Source organism: Shewanella atlantica (assembly GCF_003966265.1).
In the GTDB taxonomy this organism is placed as follows: domain Bacteria; phylum Pseudomonadota; class Gammaproteobacteria; order Enterobacterales; family Shewanellaceae; genus Shewanella; species Shewanella atlantica.
Map to the genome: position 1 here is coordinate 183,015 of NZ_RXNV01000004.1, position 21,761 is coordinate 204,775.

The 21,761-nt window shown below is 46.6% G+C and carries 23 protein-coding genes and 1 riboswitch; of the genes, 4 read left to right on the forward strand and 19 right to left on the reverse strand.

Annotated elements, in window-relative coordinates; translation table 11 throughout:
- Positions 1 to 128: 128 nt before the first annotated feature.
- Positions 129 to 656, reverse strand: coding sequence for a GNAT family N-acetyltransferase (locus tag EKG39_RS12060; RefSeq protein WP_126505995.1), 528 nt, complete (start codon positions 654 to 656; stop codon positions 129 to 131).
- A gap of 58 nt (positions 657 to 714) precedes the next feature.
- Between EKG39_RS12060 and EKG39_RS12065 the strand changes: the two genes are divergently transcribed.
- A complete protein-coding gene (locus tag EKG39_RS12065; RefSeq protein WP_126505996.1) occupies positions 715 to 1,344 on the forward strand; it encodes a chemotaxis protein in 630 nt (209 codons plus the stop codon).
- A gap of 62 nt (positions 1,345 to 1,406) precedes the next feature.
- Positions 1,407 to 2,138, forward strand: coding sequence for an oxygen-binding di-iron domain-containing protein (locus EKG39_RS12070; protein WP_126505997.1), 732 nt, complete (start codon positions 1,407 to 1,409; stop codon positions 2,136 to 2,138).
- Between the two features lie 106 nt (positions 2,139 to 2,244).
- On the opposite strand, the gene EKG39_RS12075 is transcribed toward EKG39_RS12070, so the two are convergent.
- From EKG39_RS12075 to hinT, 9 genes are all read right to left on the reverse strand, one after another.
- Positions 2,245 to 2,793: an NAD(P)H nitroreductase gene (locus EKG39_RS12075; protein ID WP_126505998.1), complete on the reverse strand. Its 549-nt coding sequence runs from the start codon at positions 2,791 to 2,793 to the stop codon at positions 2,245 to 2,247.
- A gap of 128 nt (positions 2,794 to 2,921) precedes the next feature.
- The gene (locus tag EKG39_RS12080; protein WP_126505999.1) at positions 2,922 to 3,518 is read right to left on the reverse strand and encodes an HvfX family Cu-binding RiPP maturation protein; all 597 of its coding nucleotides are present in this window, start codon (positions 3,516 to 3,518) and stop codon (positions 2,922 to 2,924) included.
- 130 nt (positions 3,519 to 3,648) lie between these two features.
- A complete protein-coding gene (locus EKG39_RS12085; RefSeq protein WP_126506000.1) occupies positions 3,649 to 4,680 on the reverse strand; it encodes a phosphotransferase in 1,032 nt (343 codons plus the stop codon).
- Between the two features lie 105 nt (positions 4,681 to 4,785).
- On the reverse strand, positions 4,786 to 5,427 hold the full coding sequence (gene pnuC / locus EKG39_RS12090) for a nicotinamide riboside transporter PnuC (RefSeq protein WP_126506001.1): 642 nt from the start codon (positions 5,425 to 5,427) through the stop codon (positions 4,786 to 4,788).
- Between the two features lie 104 nt (positions 5,428 to 5,531).
- Entirely contained in the window at positions 5,532 to 5,792 is a 261-nt protein-coding gene (locus EKG39_RS12095) for a YkoF family thiamine/hydroxymethylpyrimidine-binding protein (RefSeq protein ID WP_126506002.1), read from the reverse strand.
- Between the two features lie 95 nt (positions 5,793 to 5,887).
- On the reverse strand, positions 5,888 to 8,080 hold the full coding sequence (locus tag EKG39_RS12100) for a TonB-dependent receptor (protein ID WP_126506003.1): 2,193 nt from the start codon (positions 8,078 to 8,080) through the stop codon (positions 5,888 to 5,890).
- A gap of 65 nt (positions 8,081 to 8,145) precedes the next feature.
- Positions 8,146 to 8,266: riboswitch (TPP riboswitch) on the reverse strand.
- 143 nt (positions 8,267 to 8,409) lie between these two features.
- Positions 8,410 to 8,799: a YcfL family putative periplasmic lipoprotein gene (locus EKG39_RS12105; protein WP_126506004.1), complete on the reverse strand. Its 390-nt coding sequence runs from the start codon at positions 8,797 to 8,799 to the stop codon at positions 8,410 to 8,412.
- A gap of 56 nt (positions 8,800 to 8,855) precedes the next feature.
- Positions 8,856 to 9,860: a PaaI family thioesterase gene (locus tag EKG39_RS23875; RefSeq protein ID WP_126506005.1), complete on the reverse strand. Its 1,005-nt coding sequence runs from the start codon at positions 9,858 to 9,860 to the stop codon at positions 8,856 to 8,858.
- Positions 9,861 to 9,876: 16 nt separating this feature from the next.
- Positions 9,877 to 10,233 (reverse strand): purine nucleoside phosphoramidase, encoded by a 357-nt coding sequence (gene hinT / locus EKG39_RS12115; protein ID WP_126506006.1) that lies wholly within the window; start codon positions 10,231 to 10,233, stop codon positions 9,877 to 9,879.
- A 280-nt stretch (positions 10,234 to 10,513) separates the two neighbouring features.
- On the opposite strand from hinT, the gene EKG39_RS12120 reads away from it, so the two are divergent.
- Positions 10,514 to 10,927, forward strand: a complete 414-nt coding sequence (locus EKG39_RS12120) for a TetR/AcrR family transcriptional regulator (RefSeq protein ID WP_126506007.1) — start codon at positions 10,514 to 10,516, stop codon at positions 10,925 to 10,927.
- 168 nt (positions 10,928 to 11,095) lie between these two features.
- Here EKG39_RS12120 and EKG39_RS12125 read toward each other — a convergent pair whose 3' ends face one another.
- From EKG39_RS12125 to EKG39_RS23625, 5 genes are all read right to left on the reverse strand, one after another.
- Positions 11,096 to 11,419: a hypothetical protein gene (locus tag EKG39_RS12125; RefSeq protein WP_126506008.1), complete on the reverse strand. Its 324-nt coding sequence runs from the start codon at positions 11,417 to 11,419 to the stop codon at positions 11,096 to 11,098.
- 7 nt (positions 11,420 to 11,426) lie between these two features.
- A complete protein-coding gene (locus tag EKG39_RS12130) occupies positions 11,427 to 11,780 on the reverse strand; it encodes a hypothetical protein (protein WP_126506009.1) in 354 nt (117 codons plus the stop codon).
- 258 nt (positions 11,781 to 12,038) lie between these two features.
- Positions 12,039 to 12,674 (reverse strand): LuxR C-terminal-related transcriptional regulator, encoded by a 636-nt coding sequence (locus tag EKG39_RS12135; RefSeq protein WP_126506010.1) that lies wholly within the window; start codon positions 12,672 to 12,674, stop codon positions 12,039 to 12,041.
- A 512-nt stretch (positions 12,675 to 13,186) separates the two neighbouring features.
- Positions 13,187 to 13,627: a tetratricopeptide repeat protein gene (locus EKG39_RS23620; RefSeq protein WP_246028485.1), complete on the reverse strand. Its 441-nt coding sequence runs from the start codon at positions 13,625 to 13,627 to the stop codon at positions 13,187 to 13,189.
- Entirely contained in the window at positions 13,593 to 14,336 is a 744-nt protein-coding gene (locus EKG39_RS23625) for a transglutaminase-like domain-containing protein (protein ID WP_246028486.1), read from the reverse strand. The genes EKG39_RS23620 and EKG39_RS23625 overlap by 35 nt, the downstream gene beginning before the upstream one ends.
- Positions 14,337 to 14,666: 330 nt before the next feature.
- On the opposite strand from EKG39_RS23625, the gene EKG39_RS12145 reads away from it, so the two are divergent.
- On the forward strand, positions 14,667 to 15,095 hold the full coding sequence (locus tag EKG39_RS12145) for an SRPBCC family protein (RefSeq protein ID WP_126506011.1): 429 nt from the start codon (positions 14,667 to 14,669) through the stop codon (positions 15,093 to 15,095).
- Positions 15,096 to 15,282: 187 nt separating this feature from the next.
- Here EKG39_RS12145 and EKG39_RS12150 read toward each other — a convergent pair whose 3' ends face one another.
- The 4 genes from EKG39_RS12150 to nirB form a co-directional block, all read right to left on the reverse strand.
- A complete protein-coding gene (locus EKG39_RS12150) occupies positions 15,283 to 17,139 on the reverse strand; it encodes a bifunctional protein-serine/threonine kinase/phosphatase (protein WP_126506012.1) in 1,857 nt (618 codons plus the stop codon).
- A 99-nt stretch (positions 17,140 to 17,238) separates the two neighbouring features.
- On the reverse strand, positions 17,239 to 18,705 hold the full coding sequence (locus EKG39_RS12155; protein ID WP_126506013.1) for a NarK family nitrate/nitrite MFS transporter: 1,467 nt from the start codon (positions 18,703 to 18,705) through the stop codon (positions 17,239 to 17,241).
- 3 nt (positions 18,706 to 18,708) lie between these two features.
- Positions 18,709 to 19,044: a nitrite reductase small subunit NirD gene (nirD, locus tag EKG39_RS12160; RefSeq protein ID WP_126506014.1), complete on the reverse strand. Its 336-nt coding sequence runs from the start codon at positions 19,042 to 19,044 to the stop codon at positions 18,709 to 18,711.
- On the reverse strand, positions 19,041 to 21,713 hold the full coding sequence (gene nirB, locus EKG39_RS12165) for a nitrite reductase large subunit NirB (RefSeq protein WP_126506015.1): 2,673 nt from the start codon (positions 21,711 to 21,713) through the stop codon (positions 19,041 to 19,043). Before nirB ends, nirD begins: the two co-directional genes overlap by 4 nt.
- Between the last annotated feature and the right edge of the window lie 48 nt (positions 21,714 to 21,761).

The following is a 21,761-nucleotide window of genomic DNA, read 5'->3' on the forward strand; positions in this document are numbered from 1 at the left end:
CCCTGTTTAAATTACCGCTTGAATATAAAAACCTACGGTTTGACCAGCACACACAACATCTGAGAACGGTCTGAAAAAACAACAACTTTGATCTATATCAATAAAGTTAACACAATTACCTAATGAGTTCACGACCCAATAGCGATCTCATAGATGAGTACTTCCGAGTTATCCTCCTCCCAAATTCTTGTCTCTTTATAAGACATACCCACTTTTTCTAACACCGAAATCGATGCCTCGTTACCGGGACTGACGATCCCCAGTACTTGCTTAAGCCCCAATGTCTGACAGTGAAGAAGGACTGCTTTGGCAGATTCTATGGCGTAACCTTTCCCCCAAAATGCGGGGAGAAATGCATAACCCAAATCAGGGCTATCAAACAGCGGCCTTTTGACTAATCCGGACAGACCTATCGGCTCACCGCTCTCTCTTAACTCAACGAGATAAAGTCCGAATCCATTCTGATAATAGCTGGCCAGCGGACCATCAAGTAGATAGGTTTCAGCCTGCAACAGATCTCTGACGCCCCTATCACCAATATTATCCAGAAATCCCTTGGTATTGAGTAAACTCAAAATAAAGTCTGCATCTGCAATCTCTAAATGACGCAGGATCAGCCTGGATGTTTCCAATACAATCAAATGATTTTCCAACATATTGACATGAAATAATTAGACTATACTTTGTTCAGTCCAGCAGAGGAAGCAGCGAACTATGTCAAGGAAACGCACTCAAGTCAGCCAATATTATGTCATTGCAGCCGTTGTCGCTGCCGAACTCAACCACACATTAACCTATTGCAAACAGATTAATCTTACCGCAAGCAATGCTCAGGCTGCATCATCCCGGGTAGGTAATGCCGCGCTGGGATTTAAGGCCTTAACAGGCTTCATCGATGACCTCGCCTGCTACACCATGAAGGCCGCAACCGACATCAACATTCTGGCTCACAAGGCCAGTAAGTTAGCTACCGACACAGCAAGAGCGGCGACTGCACTTAAGCACTTTGAAAAAGCCAAAAAAAATGCCCGCGAAGCAAAATTTGCATCGACTATCGCCCCAGCGGTCGAGAAGACCTCCCAAAATTATCAGCAGCTGCAACATTCATTTCAGCACCTCATTAACCAAATGGAGGTGCAACTCCATGAGTTAAAGCGAAACCTGCGAACCGCCAACATCCTCGCGTCCATATGCAGAATTGAAGCGTGTCGGGTCGATGTCGCTAACCAGGCAACCTTTAACGATGTCGCGAATCGCGTCGACAATGTCGCCAACCTGATCCGGCAACGCGTCGATAATGCCATCGCTCTTTTCGATGGTTCTAGCGGACAAGAAGCCGCGTAAGCCACAGTCAATCACTCAGTAATCAACTCAATTTCAGTCACACAGACAGGGAAGCACTATAGATGAAGAGTCAGCTTATCGTTGAAACGCCCACGCATAAATGGATTTACTTTGGCCGGGACCCGGAGAAGCCGGAAAAGATCATAGACACGAATCAATACATGTTAGTTACCGACAAGAAAGCCCTGTTGATGGATCCCGGGGGAGTCGAGTTATTTGCGCCCATGTTAGCCAATATCGTTAAACATATTCCGCTCGAGCAGCTCACCCATCTCTTTGCGTCCCATCAGGACCCTGACATCATCTCATCCCTCGGGCTCTGGGATCAGACTCTGCCCGGTGCAAAGCTCTACTCTCCCTGGCTTTGGGAGGGCTTTATCAGGCACTTTGGCATGAGTAATATCACTTATGAACCGATACCCGATGAGGGAAGTCGTTTAGTGTTGGATCAAGTTGAGATACAACTTATCCCCGCACACTATCTTCACTCCTCAGGAAATATGCATGTTTATGATCCTGCAGCCAGAGTCTTGATGTGTGGCGACGTTGGCGCCGCATTGGAAGATCACGATGTGGATATTTTTGTCGATGACTTCGAGGCCCACACCAAGAAGATGAAATTCTTCCATCAACGCTGGATGCCCTCAAACAGGGCAAAAAATGAGTGGATTGAAAGAGTCAGAAAGCTCGACATCGATTTTATGTGTCCTCAGCATGGACGCATATTCAGGGGAGAACAAGTCACTCAGTTTCTCGATTGGTTTGAACAACTCGATGTCGGTAAGACGGGATAACCCAGATACATCACTGATTCAAGTCATAAAAACGCCCGGTTTACTTTCATAAACCGGGCGTTTTCTTTGACTATTACCGATTACTGTTAGTCTAAAAGATAATGGTTCAGAGATAACGAACGAAATGTGATCCTTCCCGACTCGCTTTTATCGGCGCCTTTACCGCTGGAGTCCCCAGGTACAGGAAGCCGACAATCTGATCACTCCCCCCGAGACCCAGCTGTCGATGAACATGCTTATCGAATGCCATGTCACCTGTGCGCCATATGCCGCCAAGCCCTTGAGCAAAAGCCGCCTGTTGCATGGCCATCGCCGCACAGCCCGCTGCAAGCAACTGCTCAAGCTCTGGTACCTTCGGATGTGGTTTAGGTTTAGCTACGACTACGATGACCATAGGCGCGCGCAGTGGCATCCCTTTCACCTTACCTTGCAGGGTCTCATCGGCGCCATTCTCTATCACAGCATTGAGAAAGACCTCACCCAGCCGGGATAAACCGTCTCCCTGAGCGATAATAAACTCCCATGGCTGTAGACCCCCATGGTCGGGCACCCTTACGGCTGCATCCAAAATATTTTTTAATTGAGTCTCATCGGGGCCAGGCTCTACAAGGCGAGGAGATGACTGTCGGGTTAGCAGTAATTCGATGGCGTCCAAGCTGTTATCCTTGTTATACCGATAGGTATTATTATCAATTTAAAAATAGGATAACAAAGGTTTAAACGTAAATCCCACCAAATAGGTGGGATTTACAAAAATGTCATCATGACAGAGCAAAAACCGGGTTAATTGCCCTTATTGAAATGCTTGTCCACAAAGTAATCCAGGCTGGTGTAACGTCCACCTCCCATAAAGAGCAGCGCCATCAACATGATGAAATAGGTAATAGCAAACTCGATCCCGTTGTTTAACACCACGAAATTGCCCGAACTTGTCAGCCACTCGTAGTTACCATTTTCCTGCAGCAACTCTTTGGCTTTAGCCAACTTATCTCCCGCTGCGAGAACCTGCTCGTTGGCGAGCCAGGAATTAACATCTGCGATGGCCAACCAACCGTTATCCCAGTGAACCGAAAAAGCGGCGACTAACATAGTGACCATTAAAGGAATCGAGACCAGGCGTGTGGCTAACCCGAGGATCAGAAGTATGCCCCCAAAGAACTCGGTGCCGGCAGCGAGTCCCACCATCACTTCAGGCATTGGCAGGCCGAGTCCCCAGTCGGGATTGCCAAACCAGGCGGCAGTATCACTGAAATGCGATAACTTGTTGTATCCAGCCTGCATCAACACGGGTGCGAGGTAGAGTCTGAGCGCCAGAGGAGCCAGACCTTCGACGTATTGGAGTAACCCTAAAATCTTTTGATATATTTTAACTAGTGGCATCGCTAATCCTTTTTATCACTACTGTCACAATAGACCATCATGGATAGGAATAACTTTCATCAGACTTTAACTTTATGTCAACATTATCAAAATAACTAGAATTTGTTACCGAAGGGTCTGCGGATGGGCTTCAGCAGATAAGCGCGACAAAATCGTCGAAACAATCCAGGTACTCCTGAGAATTATGAGGGTTTTCCCCGGTATCGTTATTTTGAGCGGCAACGGCAATATCGCCACTGTCAGCCGCCATCAACAGAGACCAGCAAGCGGCAAAGACCCAATAGATATTTATTGCATCCGGCAGTGCCGTCTTCGCATCAGGGGTTAAGTTGGGGTGACCGTCCAGATAACCATCGATTAAAAAATGACGCTGCGCAGTGGAAAGTGCATGAGTCGACAGGACCCCCGCGATATCGAACAGAGGATGAGAGGTGCAGGCATACTCAAAATCGATACAGTACAGCTTCCCCTCTTTGTACAGTAGATTATGAGGGTTGAGATCCCTATGACTGTATTGGTCTGAGCGCGAACAGGCATTGAGTCGGTCGAGCCAGATATTAATATCATCCTCTAATGCCAGCAATTCCAGATGACTCATTTGCCATTGAACCGCCAACTCCGAGTAGGGAAGGGTCGACAGCTTAGCTGCGATAAGCGCCAGTTTATCCCGATAGGTTTGCCACTGCTTAGTTACCCCCATAATATTTTCGGGGACAGGCAGACGAGATATACCTCTTAGAAAGGGTAACAACAGGGTTTCAGCATCGGGCCATAGCGTCGATTCATCAATCAAAGGGTGCGCTGGTTTTGCCGTTAATAAGCTACCCCACTGTGCTTCAGGAGCTTGCTGAACATACTCGCTAAGGTAATAAGCATGGTCCTGACTGACATAAAACAACTTAGGTGCTAACCCCTGATTTGCTGCTATGTTCCAATTTCTCACTTCAGATTGACGATCACAGAGTTGACTGCTCGCCGATGAGTTGACCCTGAGTACCCAGTCCAGCTCGCCATCGTTAATAAGAAAATTTTGATTACTCAGGCCATGAGCGAGCGGTGTCGCCACACTCCCGTAAGTAAAGTTTAACCCCGCAAGCTTAAGCTCATCGATTACCGATGCCGGCAGCACTGACAGGAGGGTCTTTGTCTGAACTTTACTCATCTTTCACGTTCCAGATAATCGGTGCATAACTGATAATAATACTGACTAAGCTTTGCCATTAATCATCGCTAAGACCATTTATTAAGACGATTCAATTAAACCAGTCTAATAAGAGAGAGCCCGACTCTGCTCACGCATGGTCGATTTCCATAAAAAGTATCCTCCGATAGCCATACCGACATAGAGAATGAATAACAATGACGTCAGCATCAGCCCTTTTTGCAAATACAGATAGATAGAAGCAAGATCTATGATGACCCAGTATAGCCAATTCTCTAACACTTTTTTGGCAACCAGATAGGTCGTCATCACCGCAAAGCAGGTCGTTGCCGCATCGAGGTAAGGATAGGAAGCCTGAGTATGGTTAGACATCAAATAGCCTACCACGCCCGAGATAGCCGCCGTCACCAGGATGATCTGAGTATGGCGGGTCAGGCTCCAGGAGATCACGGCACTGCCATGTTCATCCTGCTTTCCCTTAGACCACTGCTGAAATCCATACACGGCCATGGCCATATAGTAGATATTTAACACCGACTCCATCAGCAGCGACACCTTCCAGAAAAGCGCCGTATAGATGGCAGTACTGAAAAATGCAGCAAACCAACACCATATACTTCCTTTCATCGCCAGAACTAAATATCCAGCCGCCAGAATAACCGCAACTGCCTCCCACGCCGTCAAGGCATTTGCCTCGGCTAAAGCACCACTGACTGTATTCAACAATGCAGCCCAAAAATCTGTCATTACTCTATCCGCTTTCTATGTCTGATTAGTCATCTGCTAAATGAATAAACTCATATTTACACGAGCAAATATGAGTTTATAACATCGTGTTCCGGCAATACCGGTTACTCGCTGTGAGAGAGATCCAACTCACCACCAATAAATTTACACACAAATACGGCCTTGCCCCACTTCTCATGGGCGGCTTGCATCTCAACAGCAAGCATAGACATCACATCGCTGTATTCACCGCAGACCTGAGTAGCCATCGCATTGGTTTTACGCTCAATATTCGAGTAACTATCGACCCGACCGATAAACCACTTGATTGGATCCAGGTAGTTATCTTGTAAAGGGTAACAGCTTATCTCAGCAGTTAATTTCATTTCATTGACCTCTGGCAGCCCTCTTTTTGAAGAAGAGAATCGCCACAATTAAATTAAAAGATACTAAATCATCAGATAGCTAACACTAGACTGATTTACATGAACTTGACGTTAACGGTTAACCCTAACTGACGGGGATCACCATAACGTATATATTGCTTATCAGCCCAGTCCTGATCCGGCTCGTTGCCGAAGTAGAAGCCACGGGTACCATACTGTTCATCAAACAAGTTACGTCCCCACAGGTAGGCTGACCAAAGATCGGTTTCATAGCCCAGGCGTGCATTAAAGATAGTATAGGCATCAGACTTAGACTCGTTACTGTCTGAATAGTAGAAGTCACTCTTGCCACTGGTCGTAAGATTAGCAAACCAGCCAGAATCGGTACGATAGGTCGCGCCTGCGCTATAGGTGAAGTTAGGCGAATGAGCCAGTTCACGGCCCGACAGGTCGACGGTTCCGCCATACTTATCCTGATACTCATAATCACCATAGGCAGTTTCCAGCCAGCCCAGAGTAGCATAGAGCTTAAGATTATCGGTCGCGTACCAATTGCCCTCTAACTCGGCGCCATAATTGTGCGAGCTTCCCGCATTTTCTGTATATAGGATAAACTTCTGTGGCTCATCAGGATTTTGCTGAGATGCTGACACCTGCTGATCACGTCTGTCCATATAGAAAAATGACAAATTGGTTGACGCCTGTCCCTCTAACCAGTTGGATTTCAATCCGATTTCATAGTTATACAGGGTTTCGGTATCGTACTCTTTCTTGTCAGACAGTTCGGTTGGCAGCGACATATTAAAACCACCCGCTTTATAACCTCGTGCGACTCTTACATAGGCCTGCTGAGTATGACTCAAGGTCTTGCTCAGAGCGATATGTCCTCCCCACATAGTTTCACTCGGGTTAAACGCATCGCCGGCACTATCACTGTACTCACTGTCACGGCTCTCGACTCTGGCACCAACAGAAAGTGAGTAACCATCACCTAAATCTGAGTCTAATTGCGCAAAGACAGCCAGGTTTTCAGCGTCATATTCCGCCGTTAATGGATCTTCCCAACCGTTATAGATCTCTAACGTATCGTTATCTTCATCGAGTTTCATGCCATAGAGCCCCACTAACCAGTCGGTACTCCCGGCAAAAATTCGTCCGGCTTCGGTTGAGCTCAGTCTGAACTCCTGGCTGACGGTTTTGCGTTCACCCTCTTTATTCCAGGTGTAATCATATTGGCAAGCCTCGCCATAACAAGTCAGATCTCCCCAGTAATCCGGGTTGGCCCAGTCGCCGTCGTAACCATGATGATGCTGAGTTTGTGCATAGGAGGTCAAAGAGACAAGTTCGAATGACTCGGCCCCCGAATAGGTCATCTTCAGCGAGCTACCCGTGGTGCGCTGCTTATCGACACCGGGCTCATCGGTGAGCGTATCGAAACCGTTGTTGTCTAATGTCCAGGCATCGTAGCCATTATTATAATCGGCATGAAGCAGGGTAAGGTCTAGCTCAAGATGGTCGGTTGCATACCAACGTAACTTGGCACGACCGGTAAACTCGTCACGTCCATTGGTGTCATCCAAGCCCAGGTAGAGGTTGTCTCTATAACCATTTTGCTTATGTTGCTGCAAAGATACCCGATAGAGTAGCTTGCCCGAATCGGTCAAGGGACCAGAACTAAAACCACTGAATGTGGTGAGATCATCGCCTCCTAAAGATACCTCGGCGCCATGTTCGAAAACATCGGTAGGATCGTTACTCTTAAGGTAGATTAAGCCTGCGAGTGCGTTAGCACCATAGCGCGTTCCTTGTGGACCCCGAAGCACTTCGACCTGCTGAAGATCATACATGCTGGAGATCATACCAAGGCCGGACATATCAATATCATCGATGATGTAACCCACCGAAGAGTTAGGTGCGCCCTGATACTCCTCCTGCTCTCCGACACCACGGATCTGGAAGTATTTAGGTCTGGAGCTACCACCGGACCAGTTGAAGTTAGCAATCGAGTTAAGTACCTCTTCAAAATGCTGCGCGCCCTCATCTTCGATCTGCTGTTGATCGATGACGGTAATGCTCGAAGGCATTTTGTCTAAGGAAGCACCTCTGAAATCGGAGGTGACCACAATCACTTCCATATCATCGGAAGCGGTAGGCTCATTAACTGGCTCGGCAGAGAAAGCATAGCCGCTGGTCAATGCTGTAGAGAGTGCCGTTGAGATGGCAAGTGCGACGGGTGATACGCGTTTTATGGTATCAGAATTAAAACTTAGTGATTTAAACGTAAACATAGGACCCCAAATTAATATTTTGAGATCCGGCAACTGGAAAAGCGAGAAAGGTTGTACAAATACAATTGTACTTATTGGCCCATTCCTACGCCGGTATTAGCCGGATCAGGTTCAAAGGGTTTGTCTTGTGACATCTCAGACACAGCACCATCAATTATCAGTACTGGATCACCCCTTGGCGCCGGCAAGTATACATGAGTTAAACAAGTGATTGACATACTTATGTCATCATTAAGTGAATTTTCATAAAAAAACGTCAGCTATACTGACGTTTTTTGTAAAAATTTTAACCAATCACAACGAGTACCATAGGACTAATCGGAAAATGATTAATTTGAGAAAGCTTTTCTCACGTACAACTCATACCTGACTGCATTGGCATTCGGGGCAAGCGCCGTCACCTGCATGCGTTGCTTTCCGTGGAGTTTTAACGATTTCCAGGCACTCGCTTCATCCTCTATGGTAAAGCCGCTGATATCATACCAGGTGAATTTATATTGAAGACGCAGATCTGTGGCAACCTTGCTCTGTATGATCCCCGAGCCCTGCAGCAGATCTCCCTGTTGACGAGCCTGGATCTGCTCAACAGTCACTTCACTGCCAAAACTTCTGTTATCGACTCTCACCTCACCGGTCGAGCTGCCCATGATACCTGAGGTATGTGGGGCACAGGCGGTGAATAACAGTGCTAAGGCAAACGCCAATATTAATTTTTTCATCGTAAATTTTCTCTCTTTAACAGAAACGGCTCCGGTCGAAGTTACCGAACCTGAAATTAATCAATCAAAAAGTGCGCCCTCGCCGTAGCGATAAGCTTCTTCCTGCTTGTCTGCCAGCAATCGATGCTGACGTTAGCCACCCTGCGGCCCTGTCGCGTGATCTTACATTCAGCAAACGTATCTTTATGATAACCAGCCCTTAAGTAATCAATTGAAAAATCGACAACCTTAGGCACTTTTGAGGTGTTCATAAATACCATTAACTGAACGATGGCTGACATCTCCATAAATCCGGCAATCACGCCACCATGAATAGCAGGCAGAGTCGGATTACCGATATTGTCATCCTTGGCGGGTAGCCTGAACACCAGCTCATCACCGAAACGCTCGACTGCCATACCGATAAAGTTGGTATAGGGAACATGGGCTAACAGGTGACTGAAATCATTTAGCTCGGTGGCCTGCTTAACTATCTCCTTTACGTCCAGCAATGCCGAACGTCCGGGAGTGTGTGTTTCACTCTTGCTTTGAGATTCTGTCGAGGGCGACACATTCGGGGACTGCTCACCAGTCTTGCCCAACAAGGCCTGGCGAAAATTATCGCCTATCATCTCGGGGCTTATCCGCATAAATGAACCGACGGCATGAGCTATCGGATCATCGATAGAATCTTGGTAGGCAATCGCACGTGTAAATGCCACACTCGAAGATATTTTATAGCATTCGGCAAAACCATATACAGGCTTATTGGGCTCAGCCGGTTTCATATAATCGACACGCAGATCCAGAGTCGGTGATAGCTCTAAACTATGATAGTGATCATAGATAGAACACACGACGGCACTGCCGCTAGCCGTATCCATCAAGGTTGTGATCACACCACCATGGATAACGCCGGTATCCGGATAACCAATCAATTCACTGCTATAGGGCAGTTCTATCAGTACATGGTGCTCACTCGCTTCATGCACTGTCAGCTTAAGACGACGACACTGCGCAAGTTGATCGACGAAACGGGTCGCTATTTGTGTCAAGGGGAAAAACTCAGGATTAACCTTCATGACTCCGTACTCACCATTATCTGTCAGGGTTCAACATACGTCCCAAAGGCTCACCGCCAAGCAGGTGCATATGTATATGAAACACCTCCTGTCCGGCATGTTTATTACAGTTCATAATTAAACGGTATCCATCTTCTGCAATTCCCTCTTCCGCGGCTAGCTTAGCGGCAACAGTCACCATGCGCCCCAGAGCTTTCTCATCTGATGCTTTAACTTCGTTCACGGTTGGAATTAGATGGTTGGGTATAATTAGGATATGGCTCGGCGCTTGTGCACTGATATCACGAAAAGCGGTAACTAAATCATCCTGAAACAAGATATCTGCAGGGATTTCACGACGAATAATTTTACTGAAAATGGTTTCTTCGGCCACTATAATGTCCTCGACTCGATGGGAATAATAGAAGTATACCTATATTTAAGGCTTTATGATCAATAGCACACCAGATTCATCTTTCTTAAAAGCATCCACCGATTATAGCTGACTGAACCTGCTGTCTAAATGAACAAGCAACTACTACCAAGTTCAACCACCTTCACAAAAGAAACAGCAATTAAACAAAAAGCCAATAATTATACAATTGTATATACATTGATATTGACAAGAGTACTAGCTAGGCATCTAATAGACAAAATTTTTCCGGAATAACATCATGCTTACCGATAAAGAAACCGCGTTGCTTAATGCCGCTACCGATCTGATCAGAGAACATGGAATGATAGCCCTGAACATGTCAGATGTTCATAAGAAGGCCGGATATTCACGAGCGGCTCAATATCAATCCTTCAGTGATAAAAACTCTCTGCTTGCCGCACTATGCATGCGTGAGTTAGTGCAAAACAGTTGTGCAATTGAAGAGCAGAGGTATAAAGAGTTAACCGGTGACTTTACCGTTGTACTGAGACCCGTTGTCTACAACTACCTGAAGCTAGCCGATAGACTCATGATAGATTCCGCCTTCGATCAGATGTTCAAATTAGTACAAAACCTGCCTGATGTAGCAGAGTTTTCTTTCATCAAACAAGGTTTTGAATTCTTAAATACCGAAAGAACACAAAAAGCCTAACACCATCGCCTCGGGCGAGTTTCAAACTCGCCCGGCTACCTCTAAATATCAAGAGCCAGACAAGATATCCTGCCCAAACTCTAGATCATAGAGCCTAACCCCTTCAATTTGAGCAAAACGTGTTGGCACGCAGAGCAAACATATTTTCCATCCAGGGTATTTTTTGTCTCAACATGAACATAATCCAAAACTTTTGACCTTGATGATCTTCAACCTGGTTTCATCGATCGACGTATCATCTCTTGCATCGTTCTTTGGGGTCGAATTTGTTGCAATGGTGATTAACGTTGCCGCCATACCAAAGAGTGTGACCTTTATGATGTACAAACTAAATGAAAGGGTCAGCAGGGCTAGAATTCCCCATAGCGAATCTTGATAGCTATAGATAGTCAGTAGTGTACATCCGCCACCAATAGTCAACACAGCCAGTGAAATCGTGAGCAGCGTATCCAGAGTCCCGAGGACCCCCTCAAATTCATTGCTACTTTTCATATGATTCCTAGGCCTTAATCAGATATACGACACCATCTTTTTCATACACATTACTCACTTCATTACCCTCACCCAACACAACAACCTGCTGTCCCTTTTCAGTGACCGCATTACCCGCAGCATCCAAAATGATGGCAATTCCCATGGCCGTTAACATAGGAGAGTGGTAAGAGTGATAATGGCGATGAGTCTTAGGGACGACAATCACGGCCCCTCTCTTTACACGTTTAGGGCTCACATGTTGACACTTTATCCCACCAACGCGTTCACAGCCGACTGTCGCGGCTTTAGATTCAAAAGAAACTGTGGTGCCAAAATACAATATAAGCATGCTGAAGATTGCTGTTAGTGACTTAACCATCTTAAAAACCTCAACTTAAACGATGATAATTTACTCTATGAGTAAATGAGAGCGTGCAAGTATACACAATAACTACACAACTGTATAGTCGCAAGTATATTCACGGAAACACCCAAGCGTTTAACCTCGCTTCATCGTGACCCCTTAAACCCGGCACTAAGCGTTTACCGGTCGGTATTACACCCATTTTCAAGACAAAAAAAAGCAGGAAAGTCATCACTTTCCTGCTCTCTCGACTTCATATGGGTATAAACTATCTCAAGCATGAACCTCATGGAGGTGCGTCTGAGCCCAGGCAATAGCCTGCCCCCTACTGGACACACCAATTTTTCTGAATGCTCGATACAGATGAGTCTTAATTGTGCTTTCACTAACAAACAGTTGATTAGCTATATCTACATTGGTGCTACCAGAGAGTAGTGCCTGTAGCACCTCGCGCTCCCGGATCGTCAAGCTTTCGCTCTCTTCATGATTTAACTCCTCCTCAGGGCTGCCAACGTTCAGCTCTGCAGGAATATAAGCCCTTCCTCTGAGAATATTGCTTAACTCCTTTCCGATAACCTCGAGGGAGAGATCATTATAAAAAACACCAGCCGTCACCGAAGGGTTAATTAAAAATTTAATATCGACCTGTTTCGGGAAGTGAATGAAAACAACTTTCAGGCCTGTATATTCACGTTCAATATGTCGCTGTAATTGGTAAGCCACTTGCACATCAACTGAAGCAAGATCGATAATTACCAGAGATGGCTCCATCTCTCTCAGCTGACACTCGAGTGACTCGGGGCTGACACTGTACAATTTAATGAGAAATTCTTGGGGCCAGCGGGTTTCAAGTAGGTCACACACAAGTTGAGAACGGGAAATGACAACCCAATGGGTAACTTTGAACATTATCGCACTCCATGCTACAAAATAGTCAGTTAATACAAAACAAGCCAGCAACAATACAACCTACATTAAGGCAACAAGCCTGGCTACAACTTTCATATGATAATGTAGGTGCTTTGGCTAATTAAACGAGCTCATTCTTATTCGGCAATCCAAATACTTGTCAACGAACAAGTTTTGACCAATGCCATTGATTGTTAATAAGTATCCCTTGAACTGATGGAGAGAGCATCCATCGGGAGTATGAAAGCAAAGTAACCGAAAGGGTCGTTCTAGGTCATCAAATTAGACAAAAGCACTACGCCGAAACACACCAAAAGTACCATTAAAGGCAAAAAGACAATAAATTCAAAGCGTAACAAAAGATAATTTGTCTGCAACAACACAAGCCACCTGTCAATCATTCGTATGACGAGCCCAGGTGCCAGTGTTGTAACTTTTAAGTGTTACCGAAACAATACGCCTCTGTTCCACCCCTTACTTATCCTTTAGCTCTCTGGAGACGTAATGAATCACTATTGATTTAACCAGGTGAGCTTAGCTTGATATAGTCTTTGGCTTTCCGGTTGCTCAGCAAAAGATATTGCCTGAGATAATGAGTTTCTTGCTGCCGCCGACTCGCCCTGCGCATGTTGAGCCTTAGCCAAGTCAAAATATGCCCTGTGGTAATATGGCGTATTTTTTAGAAACTTTTTCAGGTAAATTTCAGCACTATGATGGTCTCCCTCATTCAGAGCCTCCTTTCCCATCAGATACCATCCATAGGGGCTAGTGTCTTCGAGGGCCAATAGTTGCGACTTAACGTGGTGGGCGGCCTCCACCTCCTCATTAAGGGTTAATAGATAGTGGTAGTTGCTCAAAATAGTGATCTTAGACTCTGAAACATTTAGCGCGTATTGATATAACTCTTTGGCCGTTTCATCATCCCCAGCCCAGCGGTGAACAATTGCCAGCATATTCAGCAGTGGCGCATACTCTTGGGTATATTGACAGAGAAAAGGCCCGATTAACCTTCCCTGCCAGCAAAGCATCGGCCGCAAGGTTGCGATAAAGCATACCGAAAAACTGATCCTCAGCAATCTTCCTTCCCCCTCTATCGTACCTGTCCGGAAAATAATCTAAAACAACATAGCTACGTCCCGAAAAGTAAAATCCCTGATTGTCGGTATCGTCTTCATAAAGAAAAGTACGGACATGATCTGAAGTAACAGCAAGGTTAGTAGTTACCTCCAACAGCATAGGCGGAGTATGCATCACCTGAAACACGGCTTTAACTCCAAGTTCTCTGGCTACCGCATAGGTCAAGAGCGCCAATGTCATACAGTTGCCACTACCTTTTTCCAGCGCCACACTTGCCGGATGATTCTTGCCTTCATAATTAAAATTGACCAGCTTAGTAAACAAATACTCTCGTACCTGCTTATTTTTGGGTAACAGAGCAATATCCTCGCGCCGAACAAACTGGTGAAGATCTTCTATCTGTTCCGGCGTCAGCGCCATTAAATGCTCAAGAGTGGGGACGGGGCTAGCATCACTTTTTGACTCAAACAGATTATCATTCGTCTGCGGCATAACAGGTTTAGATGATGAAATATTGCTCGAACATGCTGTCATTAGCATCAAGCCGATAATAACCAGGAAGAGACTATGTAAAATCCGTTTCATGCTACAACTCCTTATTAGTTTCTCTTTCGCACAAACATTTTTCATAAAGAGACAAGTGCTCACTCTGATACTTACTCTAAGACTTACTCTAATACCTACTCTAAGACTTACTCAAAAAATCAGCTATTGAATGATTCATATACTTATTAACCATCAATAATAAAGCATTGACTTATATTGCATTTGTAACTGTATCGTAAAGGCAGTATTGATTCAAATTTGTCCACCCATTATTCCCTAATCAATCCCCAAAGCCATTAGCTTCAACAAAATCTCATCTATATTTAAAAGTACCCTTTTTAAATTTAGAGCCACGCTGAGGAAAATATGATGGGAACTTGTTACAACAAGATAGAGATAAAATCTCCAATCAAAACTGTGTGGAAAACAATTTGTGATTTTCATGACATGTCCTGGGCACCGGAGGTTATCACTGAGGTAACAAAAGTCGGTGATAAAAATGGAGATGAGGTGGGCGCTAAGCGAGTACTGAATGATATGTTTCACGAAACATTAATGATTCTAGATGCCTCTGCATTCACTTTCTCTTACAGTATCGACGATGGACCAGGCCCTGTCTCCAGTTCAGCTGTAGACAGATATATAGGTGTAGTTAAACTTACGGAGTCCGAAAACGGAACTTTGGTTGAATGGAGCTCAACCTTCGAGTCAGAAAATGAAAATGAGGTCGCCGACTTCTGTAATCCTATTTATGGAGCACTGTTGGCAGGGCTTAAGGCCACTCTCTCACCCAAATGAAAATGACAAATGGCAGGCTTCGCGGCTAAAGCCGCTCCTACAATTATGAACCTTCACGCTTTTCAGAAACAACTAACTAAGTTGAGATGAGCGGGCAACACCAACTGCTCTTGCGCTTAGCCCGTTCCTCGCGGCTCGTAGCTCGTAGCTCGTAGCTCGTAGCTCGTAGCTCGTAGCTCGTTAAACCTTACGTCATTAACAGCAATAAGCTGATTAAACCAAAAAATACCGATAGCCCCTGCCAGAATCGAAGTGGATCTCTTTCAATCAGAGACAATTCAGACTTTGCCACCCTCTTACTCATCTTATTTATGGGTTGAGTGAGCTCATATAAAAACTCACAGGTGTCCGCTTGCCGATTATCGGGATCGATACTCAAGGCCTGCTTAATCACAGGGTCCATCCATTGCGGGATCATAGGGTTGAGCTCATAACAGGGAGTGTAGCTCAATTTATGATAGTCACGCTTACTGCGGCACTGAGCTAATTTCCCTTTGAATGGAAGCTGTCCCGTCAACATCTCAAAGGTTATCACCGCCAGAGAGAAGAGATCCGCACTGTAACAGACTCTGTAACCCAGAACGCTTTCAGGAGCCGAATAATCCGCCGTCCCCAGGATAATATCTCGTTGCAATGGGGTCGCTATTTCGGCGATCCCCTTGATATGACAGGAACCAAAATCGATGACTTTAATCTGTCCTTCATAGGTCAATAAGATATTATCCGGTTTTAGATCCTGATGTATCGTCTCCTTACGATGAAATGCCCTGACACCGGCCTCTATCTGCTTTAATAACATCAGCACCTCTTGTACAGATGGATTAGGGTTTCGATCAATCCATAGGCTCAATGGCATGCCTTTGAGATATTCACTTACGTAATAGAGTGAAGACTTAGGTCGGTCTCTGTCGAGTAATCTGACCACGTTAGGGCTATTGATACGATGACCAATCCAACTTTCCAACATGAAACGCTCTATGTATGCGGCGTCATCTAAGTAATTCACCGAGGGGGTTTTGATACAACGTCGTTCGCCTTTCTTATTAGTCACCAGATAGACCTGACTGCGCTGGCTCTGGTGCAATACTTTTTCGATAAGGTAGCCGTCCAGCTTCATTCCTTGTTGCAGTGGTGGCGGAAAGGGAAGTGTAGAGAGTTGCTGATAGAGATCATCGATATTTTGGCTCGGCAAGCGTTCAATCGAGAGCAGTTGGCAGCTGACATTATCCCTGCTGCCCAGTGCTATGGAATCTTGGGCGAGCTGCCGACAAAAATCATCGAAATGATGTGAGTCAGCCAAATCGACGGACTCACGGAGTCCTTGCCATTGTCGATTAAAAGCCGTTATTCGGGAACCGACCTCACTATCACTGACCACATCATGAATACCATCCGTGGTCAGCAGATAGAGATCGCCCACCTTCATATCCAACTTTCTATAGTCAACATCAAGTTTCACATCTAAACCCAGCGCTCTTGCCAAATAGCGCTTATCTGAGCCGAGCACGGTGATATGGTCTCGACTCAACCGCTCAAGTTTTCCCGATCGAAATCGATAGGCTCTCGAATCGCCCACATGTAACAGGTGCGCGGTGCAAGACTTGAAGATAAGCGAGGTAAATGTGCAAACATAGCCACGTTGTGCCTCCCGGTAATCTTGTCCCAGACCAAATAACCAACGGTTCAGCGCGGTGATCACCTGTGAGCTGGATTTTTTTACACTCCAACTGTCGGGAGTCGAGTAGTAATCGGTGATAAAGTTACTCACACTGATCGAGCTCGCTTGCTCAGCCGCCTCAGCGGCGCTTACCCCATCACAGATAACCGTCACGGCCCCTTTGGTGGTCAGCATCAAACCATCGGGAATACGGATCCCGATGGCATCTTCATTTACCGGCTTCACACCTCCGGATGAATACTGACCCGCTGCGATTGCTAATGCCCCATTCAGTGGCAGCCCTTCATCATATAACGGTGCTTTGGTAACTTCGGGAGAGCAAATAGCTTGGCTATCCAGGACTTTATCAGGTACCGATGCTGTCATATCATTATCCCGTTTCTTGCTTAATTCACACTAACACTCACCCGAACAGGCTGTTTCATACAGATCTGAGCTCGTACTGCCCCTCAGTTCACACTGATCTTAGCTCACACTGATTAGGGTCACTTCCCCCTTATCATTCACCTCAGATATATGTCCTTTAGGCTCAGTCAAAAACAGCAAACTAATCAGACCCAGAACGGCGCTCGCAGCAATGACATAGAAAAATGCCTGAGTCGATACCAGAGAGTAAACCGTTAAGAAAAACACCGCGCCGACATTCCCATAGGCGCCGGTCATCCCGGCTATCTGCCCTGTAAGACGACGCTTAATCAGAGGAACTGCTGCAAATACGGCCCCCTCTCCGCTTTGCACGAAGAAGGAACAGGTCATGACCATGAATACGGCTAAGGGTAATGACCATTCACTGGTGATCTGAGCCATCCCTAAATACCCCAGGGCCAAGCCAGCCGTTAAGATCATCAGGGTGGGTTTACGACCGAAACGGTCACTGATCCAGCCGCCACCGGGGCGAGATGCCAGATTCATAAAGGCATAGGTCGAGGCCAGCATTCCCGCCTGCGCCAGACCAAGTTCGAAAGTCTCGGCGAAATAGAGCGGCAGCATAGAAACCACGGCGAGTTCAGAGCCAAAGGTGGAAAAATAGAGTACGTTCAGTACCGCAACCTGCTTGAAAGCGTACCTTTCGAATTCGGGTACCGGACCTTCGAAGAGTGACTTGTTCACCTGATAAGTTTGATAAAGATCCACCAGTAATATTAAACCAAGACCGGCGTAGATGAGATTAACGGTCTCCTGACTGAGCATGCTGACTCCCGCCGGCGATAACTTCCATCCAAGCAGGCATAGGGTGGCATACATGGGTAGCTTCATTATCACCAGCAGAAGCAAGTCACCTTTACTGGTCACCTCCAGCGCACCGATTTTTTTGGGCTTAAAATAGGTTGAGCCCTTAGGGGTATCGGTAACGTTAAAATAGTAGATAAAAGCAAACACCAGGCTAAGTAACCCAGTGAGCCCTATGGCGTAACGCCAACCATTTTCACCACCAAAGGAGATGGCAATAACAGGCAGAGAAAAGGCTGCGGCCGCAGAGCCAAAGTTGCCCCATCCACCATAAATCCCTTCCGCGGTGCCCAGCTCATTTGCCGGAAACCACTCGCTGACCATGCGAATGCCAACTACGAAGCCCGCGCCAATAAATCCCAGCAGAAAACGGGCTAACGCCAACTGCTCGAAACTATCTCCCAGTGCAAACATAAAACAGGGCAGACTACAGACCGCCAATAAGATGGAGTAGGTCAATCTCGGGCCAAATTTATCCGTCACCATGCCGATGAGCACTCTGGCAGGGATAGTTAGCGCCACATTGAGAATCAATAAAGTCTTTATCTGTCCGTTGGTTAAGCCCAAACTTTCGGCTATTACACTCATCAGAGGCGCGGCATTAAACCAAACGACGAAAGAGATAAAGAAGGCCATCCAACTCAGGTGCATAATTTTCATTTTTCCGGAGAAGGAAAATAGGTTAAATTTTTCATTACTCATCATTTATTCCCCTGCTATTGCGGTGTTGATTAGCACCTTTCCCTGTTCACATTTGATCTGATACAGCTCGACACTCAAGCTTTCATCTTCGATGCACTTACCATTTGTAAGGCTGTAGTGTTGTTTATGCAGAGGTGAGGCGACAAAAATATCCTCCTGCAGATCACAGATTAAGCCCCGGGACAGCACGCCGACCCCGGTCGCAGGATCGGTATTATCCATGGCAAATATGCCCTGCTCACCCAGATTAAAAATGGCAACGGCTTTTCCCTCTACCCAGGCAGCGATCCCGCCAAACGCTGGTAACGCGCTCTGTTCACAAATGGCTAACCAGTTCATACTTCACACTCCTTTTGGGTCGATTTTTCAAATAGTTCTGTCGGGCTAACCTGAATGGCTAAACCATCCATACCTTGCTCGCCCGGGTCGACGTCGACATTCTTTACAGAGATCATTCCCGCGCCCCATTTTTTATCGGCAGGAAAACGTTGCCCTCTTAAATATTGGTATTTTGGGGTATCACCGATTGGAACCTGCTCGGGGTTAATGAATTCACTGAATCTGGCCAAAAACTCCGGACTATCGAGGCTGGTTTTCCACTCACATTGATAGGTCGAAACGACCTTTTTCATCTGCAGCTCAAGTTCCGCTGCGATACCCAGACTGTCATCGATGATCACCGACTTAAGGTAGGTTACCCCCCTCTCTAATGACTCAAGCCAAACTGAGGTGCGCTGCAACCTCGATGCTGTTCTTGTGTAAAAAATCAATATCCTGTCTATGTATTCCACCAAAACAGAGGTGGATATGTCGGTCGCGAAAAGATCGCCATGACGTGGACGCATCCCTCCATTGCCGCCAACGTAAAGATTCCAGCCCTTATCGGTTGCGATCACCCCGATGTCCTTACTCTGCGCCTCGGCACACTCCCTGGTGCAGCCGGATACGGCAAATTTAATCTTATGTGGGGCCCGCAATCCCTTGTAGCGATTCTCAAGCTCTATGGCCAAACCGACTGAGTCCTGCACCCCGTAACGGCACCAGGTACTCCCCACACAGGATTTAACCGTTCTGAGCGATTTACCGTAAGCGTGTCCCGTCTCAAATCCTTGTTCTATCAATGCTTGCCAAATAGTGGGCAGTTCAGACAGAGCCGCACCAAACAGATCGATACGCTGCCCGCCGGTGATCTTGGTATACAGATCATGACGCTTGGCGATTTCACCCAGGGCGATCAACTTATCCGGGGTGATCTCTCCACCGGCAATTCTGGGCACGACAGAGTAAGAACCATCTTTTTGAAGATTCCCCAGATAAGCATCGTTACTGTCTTGAAGATTGGCATGTTCAACAGCGAGGACGTATTCATTTTCTAATGAAGCAAAAATCGATGCCGCCAGCGGCTTACAGATATCGCACCCTAACCCCAGCCGAGCGGCATCAACCGTTCCATGCCTGCCGATCAAAGCGGAAAAACTTGAGATTTCTTCGACCTGACACAGGTGAAACAGGGCCTGCCTGTCATGCTCGAAATGGCTGCATATGCCCTGCTGCGTCTCTAACCCCTGAGCCTCCATGGTCTGGCTGATGATCTCTTGAACCAAGGCACCACAGCCACCACAGCCCGATGCGGCTTTTGTACAGCCCTTGATGGCCGCTAAAGAGTGATCGCCTGCAACGACTCTCTCTACTATGTCGGCTTTGGTCACCTGGTGACAGGAGCAGATGATGGCATCATCCTTAAACGCCACCGGCATATCGCTATCTTGTTGCAGTAGCGATATCGCCGGCATTTCAATCTTTTCACCGGACAGATATTGGTTTAACAGCAGGCTATAATCACTGGCATCGCCGACGAGAACGGCGCCCTTGAGGAATTGTCCGGTCTCATCCAGCCAGAGCTTCTTGTAGGTACCACTCTGTTTGTCACTGAGCTCCACAAATTTTGCATTTTCAACCCCTCGACTCTCACCGATTGAAGCCACATCGACACCCAGAAGTTTAAGCTTAGTGCTCATGTCGGCGCCGTTAAACTCAGTTGCCACTGAGCCTGATACTGCCGATGCAATATGGGAGAGCGCCACTCTCGCCATCTGATAACCCGGTGCCACTAAGCCAAAGATGCGCTGCTGCCACAGAGCACATTCACCTATGGCATACACATCGGGTGCAGAGGTTAAACAGTGGGAGTCCACGGTAATGCCACCTCGTTCACCCACTTCGATGCCACTGTGACGCGCTAAGGTATCCTGCGGACGAATGCCGGCAGAGAAGACGATGAGATCCGTTTCAAGAAAGGTATCATCGTTAAATATCATTCTATGGCGCGCATGTTCACCCGCAACGATGGCACTCGTCGCCTTGCTGGTGTGCACAGACACACCCAGGGCCTCAATCTTTTCACATAGCAGCTCCCCCGCCTTTTCATTGAGCTGAACGGGCATCAATTGTGGTGCAAACTCCACGACATGAGTATCTATTCCCAGAGTTAACAGCGCATTTGCGGCCTCCAGCCCCAACAAGCCTCCGCCTATAACCACACCAGATTTAGCCTTCTTTGCAGCCTGACTTATCTGCTCAAGATCGTCGATAGTGCGATAGACAAGGCATTGGGGGCGCTCTCTGCCTTCTATTGGTGGAACGAAAGGATAGGAACCGGTGGCGAGAACGAGCTTGTCATAACTCCAGCTCTCATCATCCGATGCGAATATTGAGCGAGTTTCAGTGTCCAGACGAACGATCTCTTTGCCTAAATGCAGCCTGATCCCCCGCTTCGCATAGGCCTCTACACTAGCCAGCATTAGCGCCTCCGCACTGCCATTTTCAAAGTACTTCGACAGCTGAACCCTGTCATAGGCCGCAAGGTTCTCACAGCCAAACACCTCCACCTGAAACTGCTCATTAAGTCCTTGGTCGCACAGTTGCTCGATAAAGTGATGACCGACCATGCCATTACCTACAACGAGTAATTTGGGTTTCAGGTCCAGCTCAGTTTCTATACACCCCATGAAGCACTCTCCATTATTCGTGATGACCGTTAAAAACAAAAAGACGCC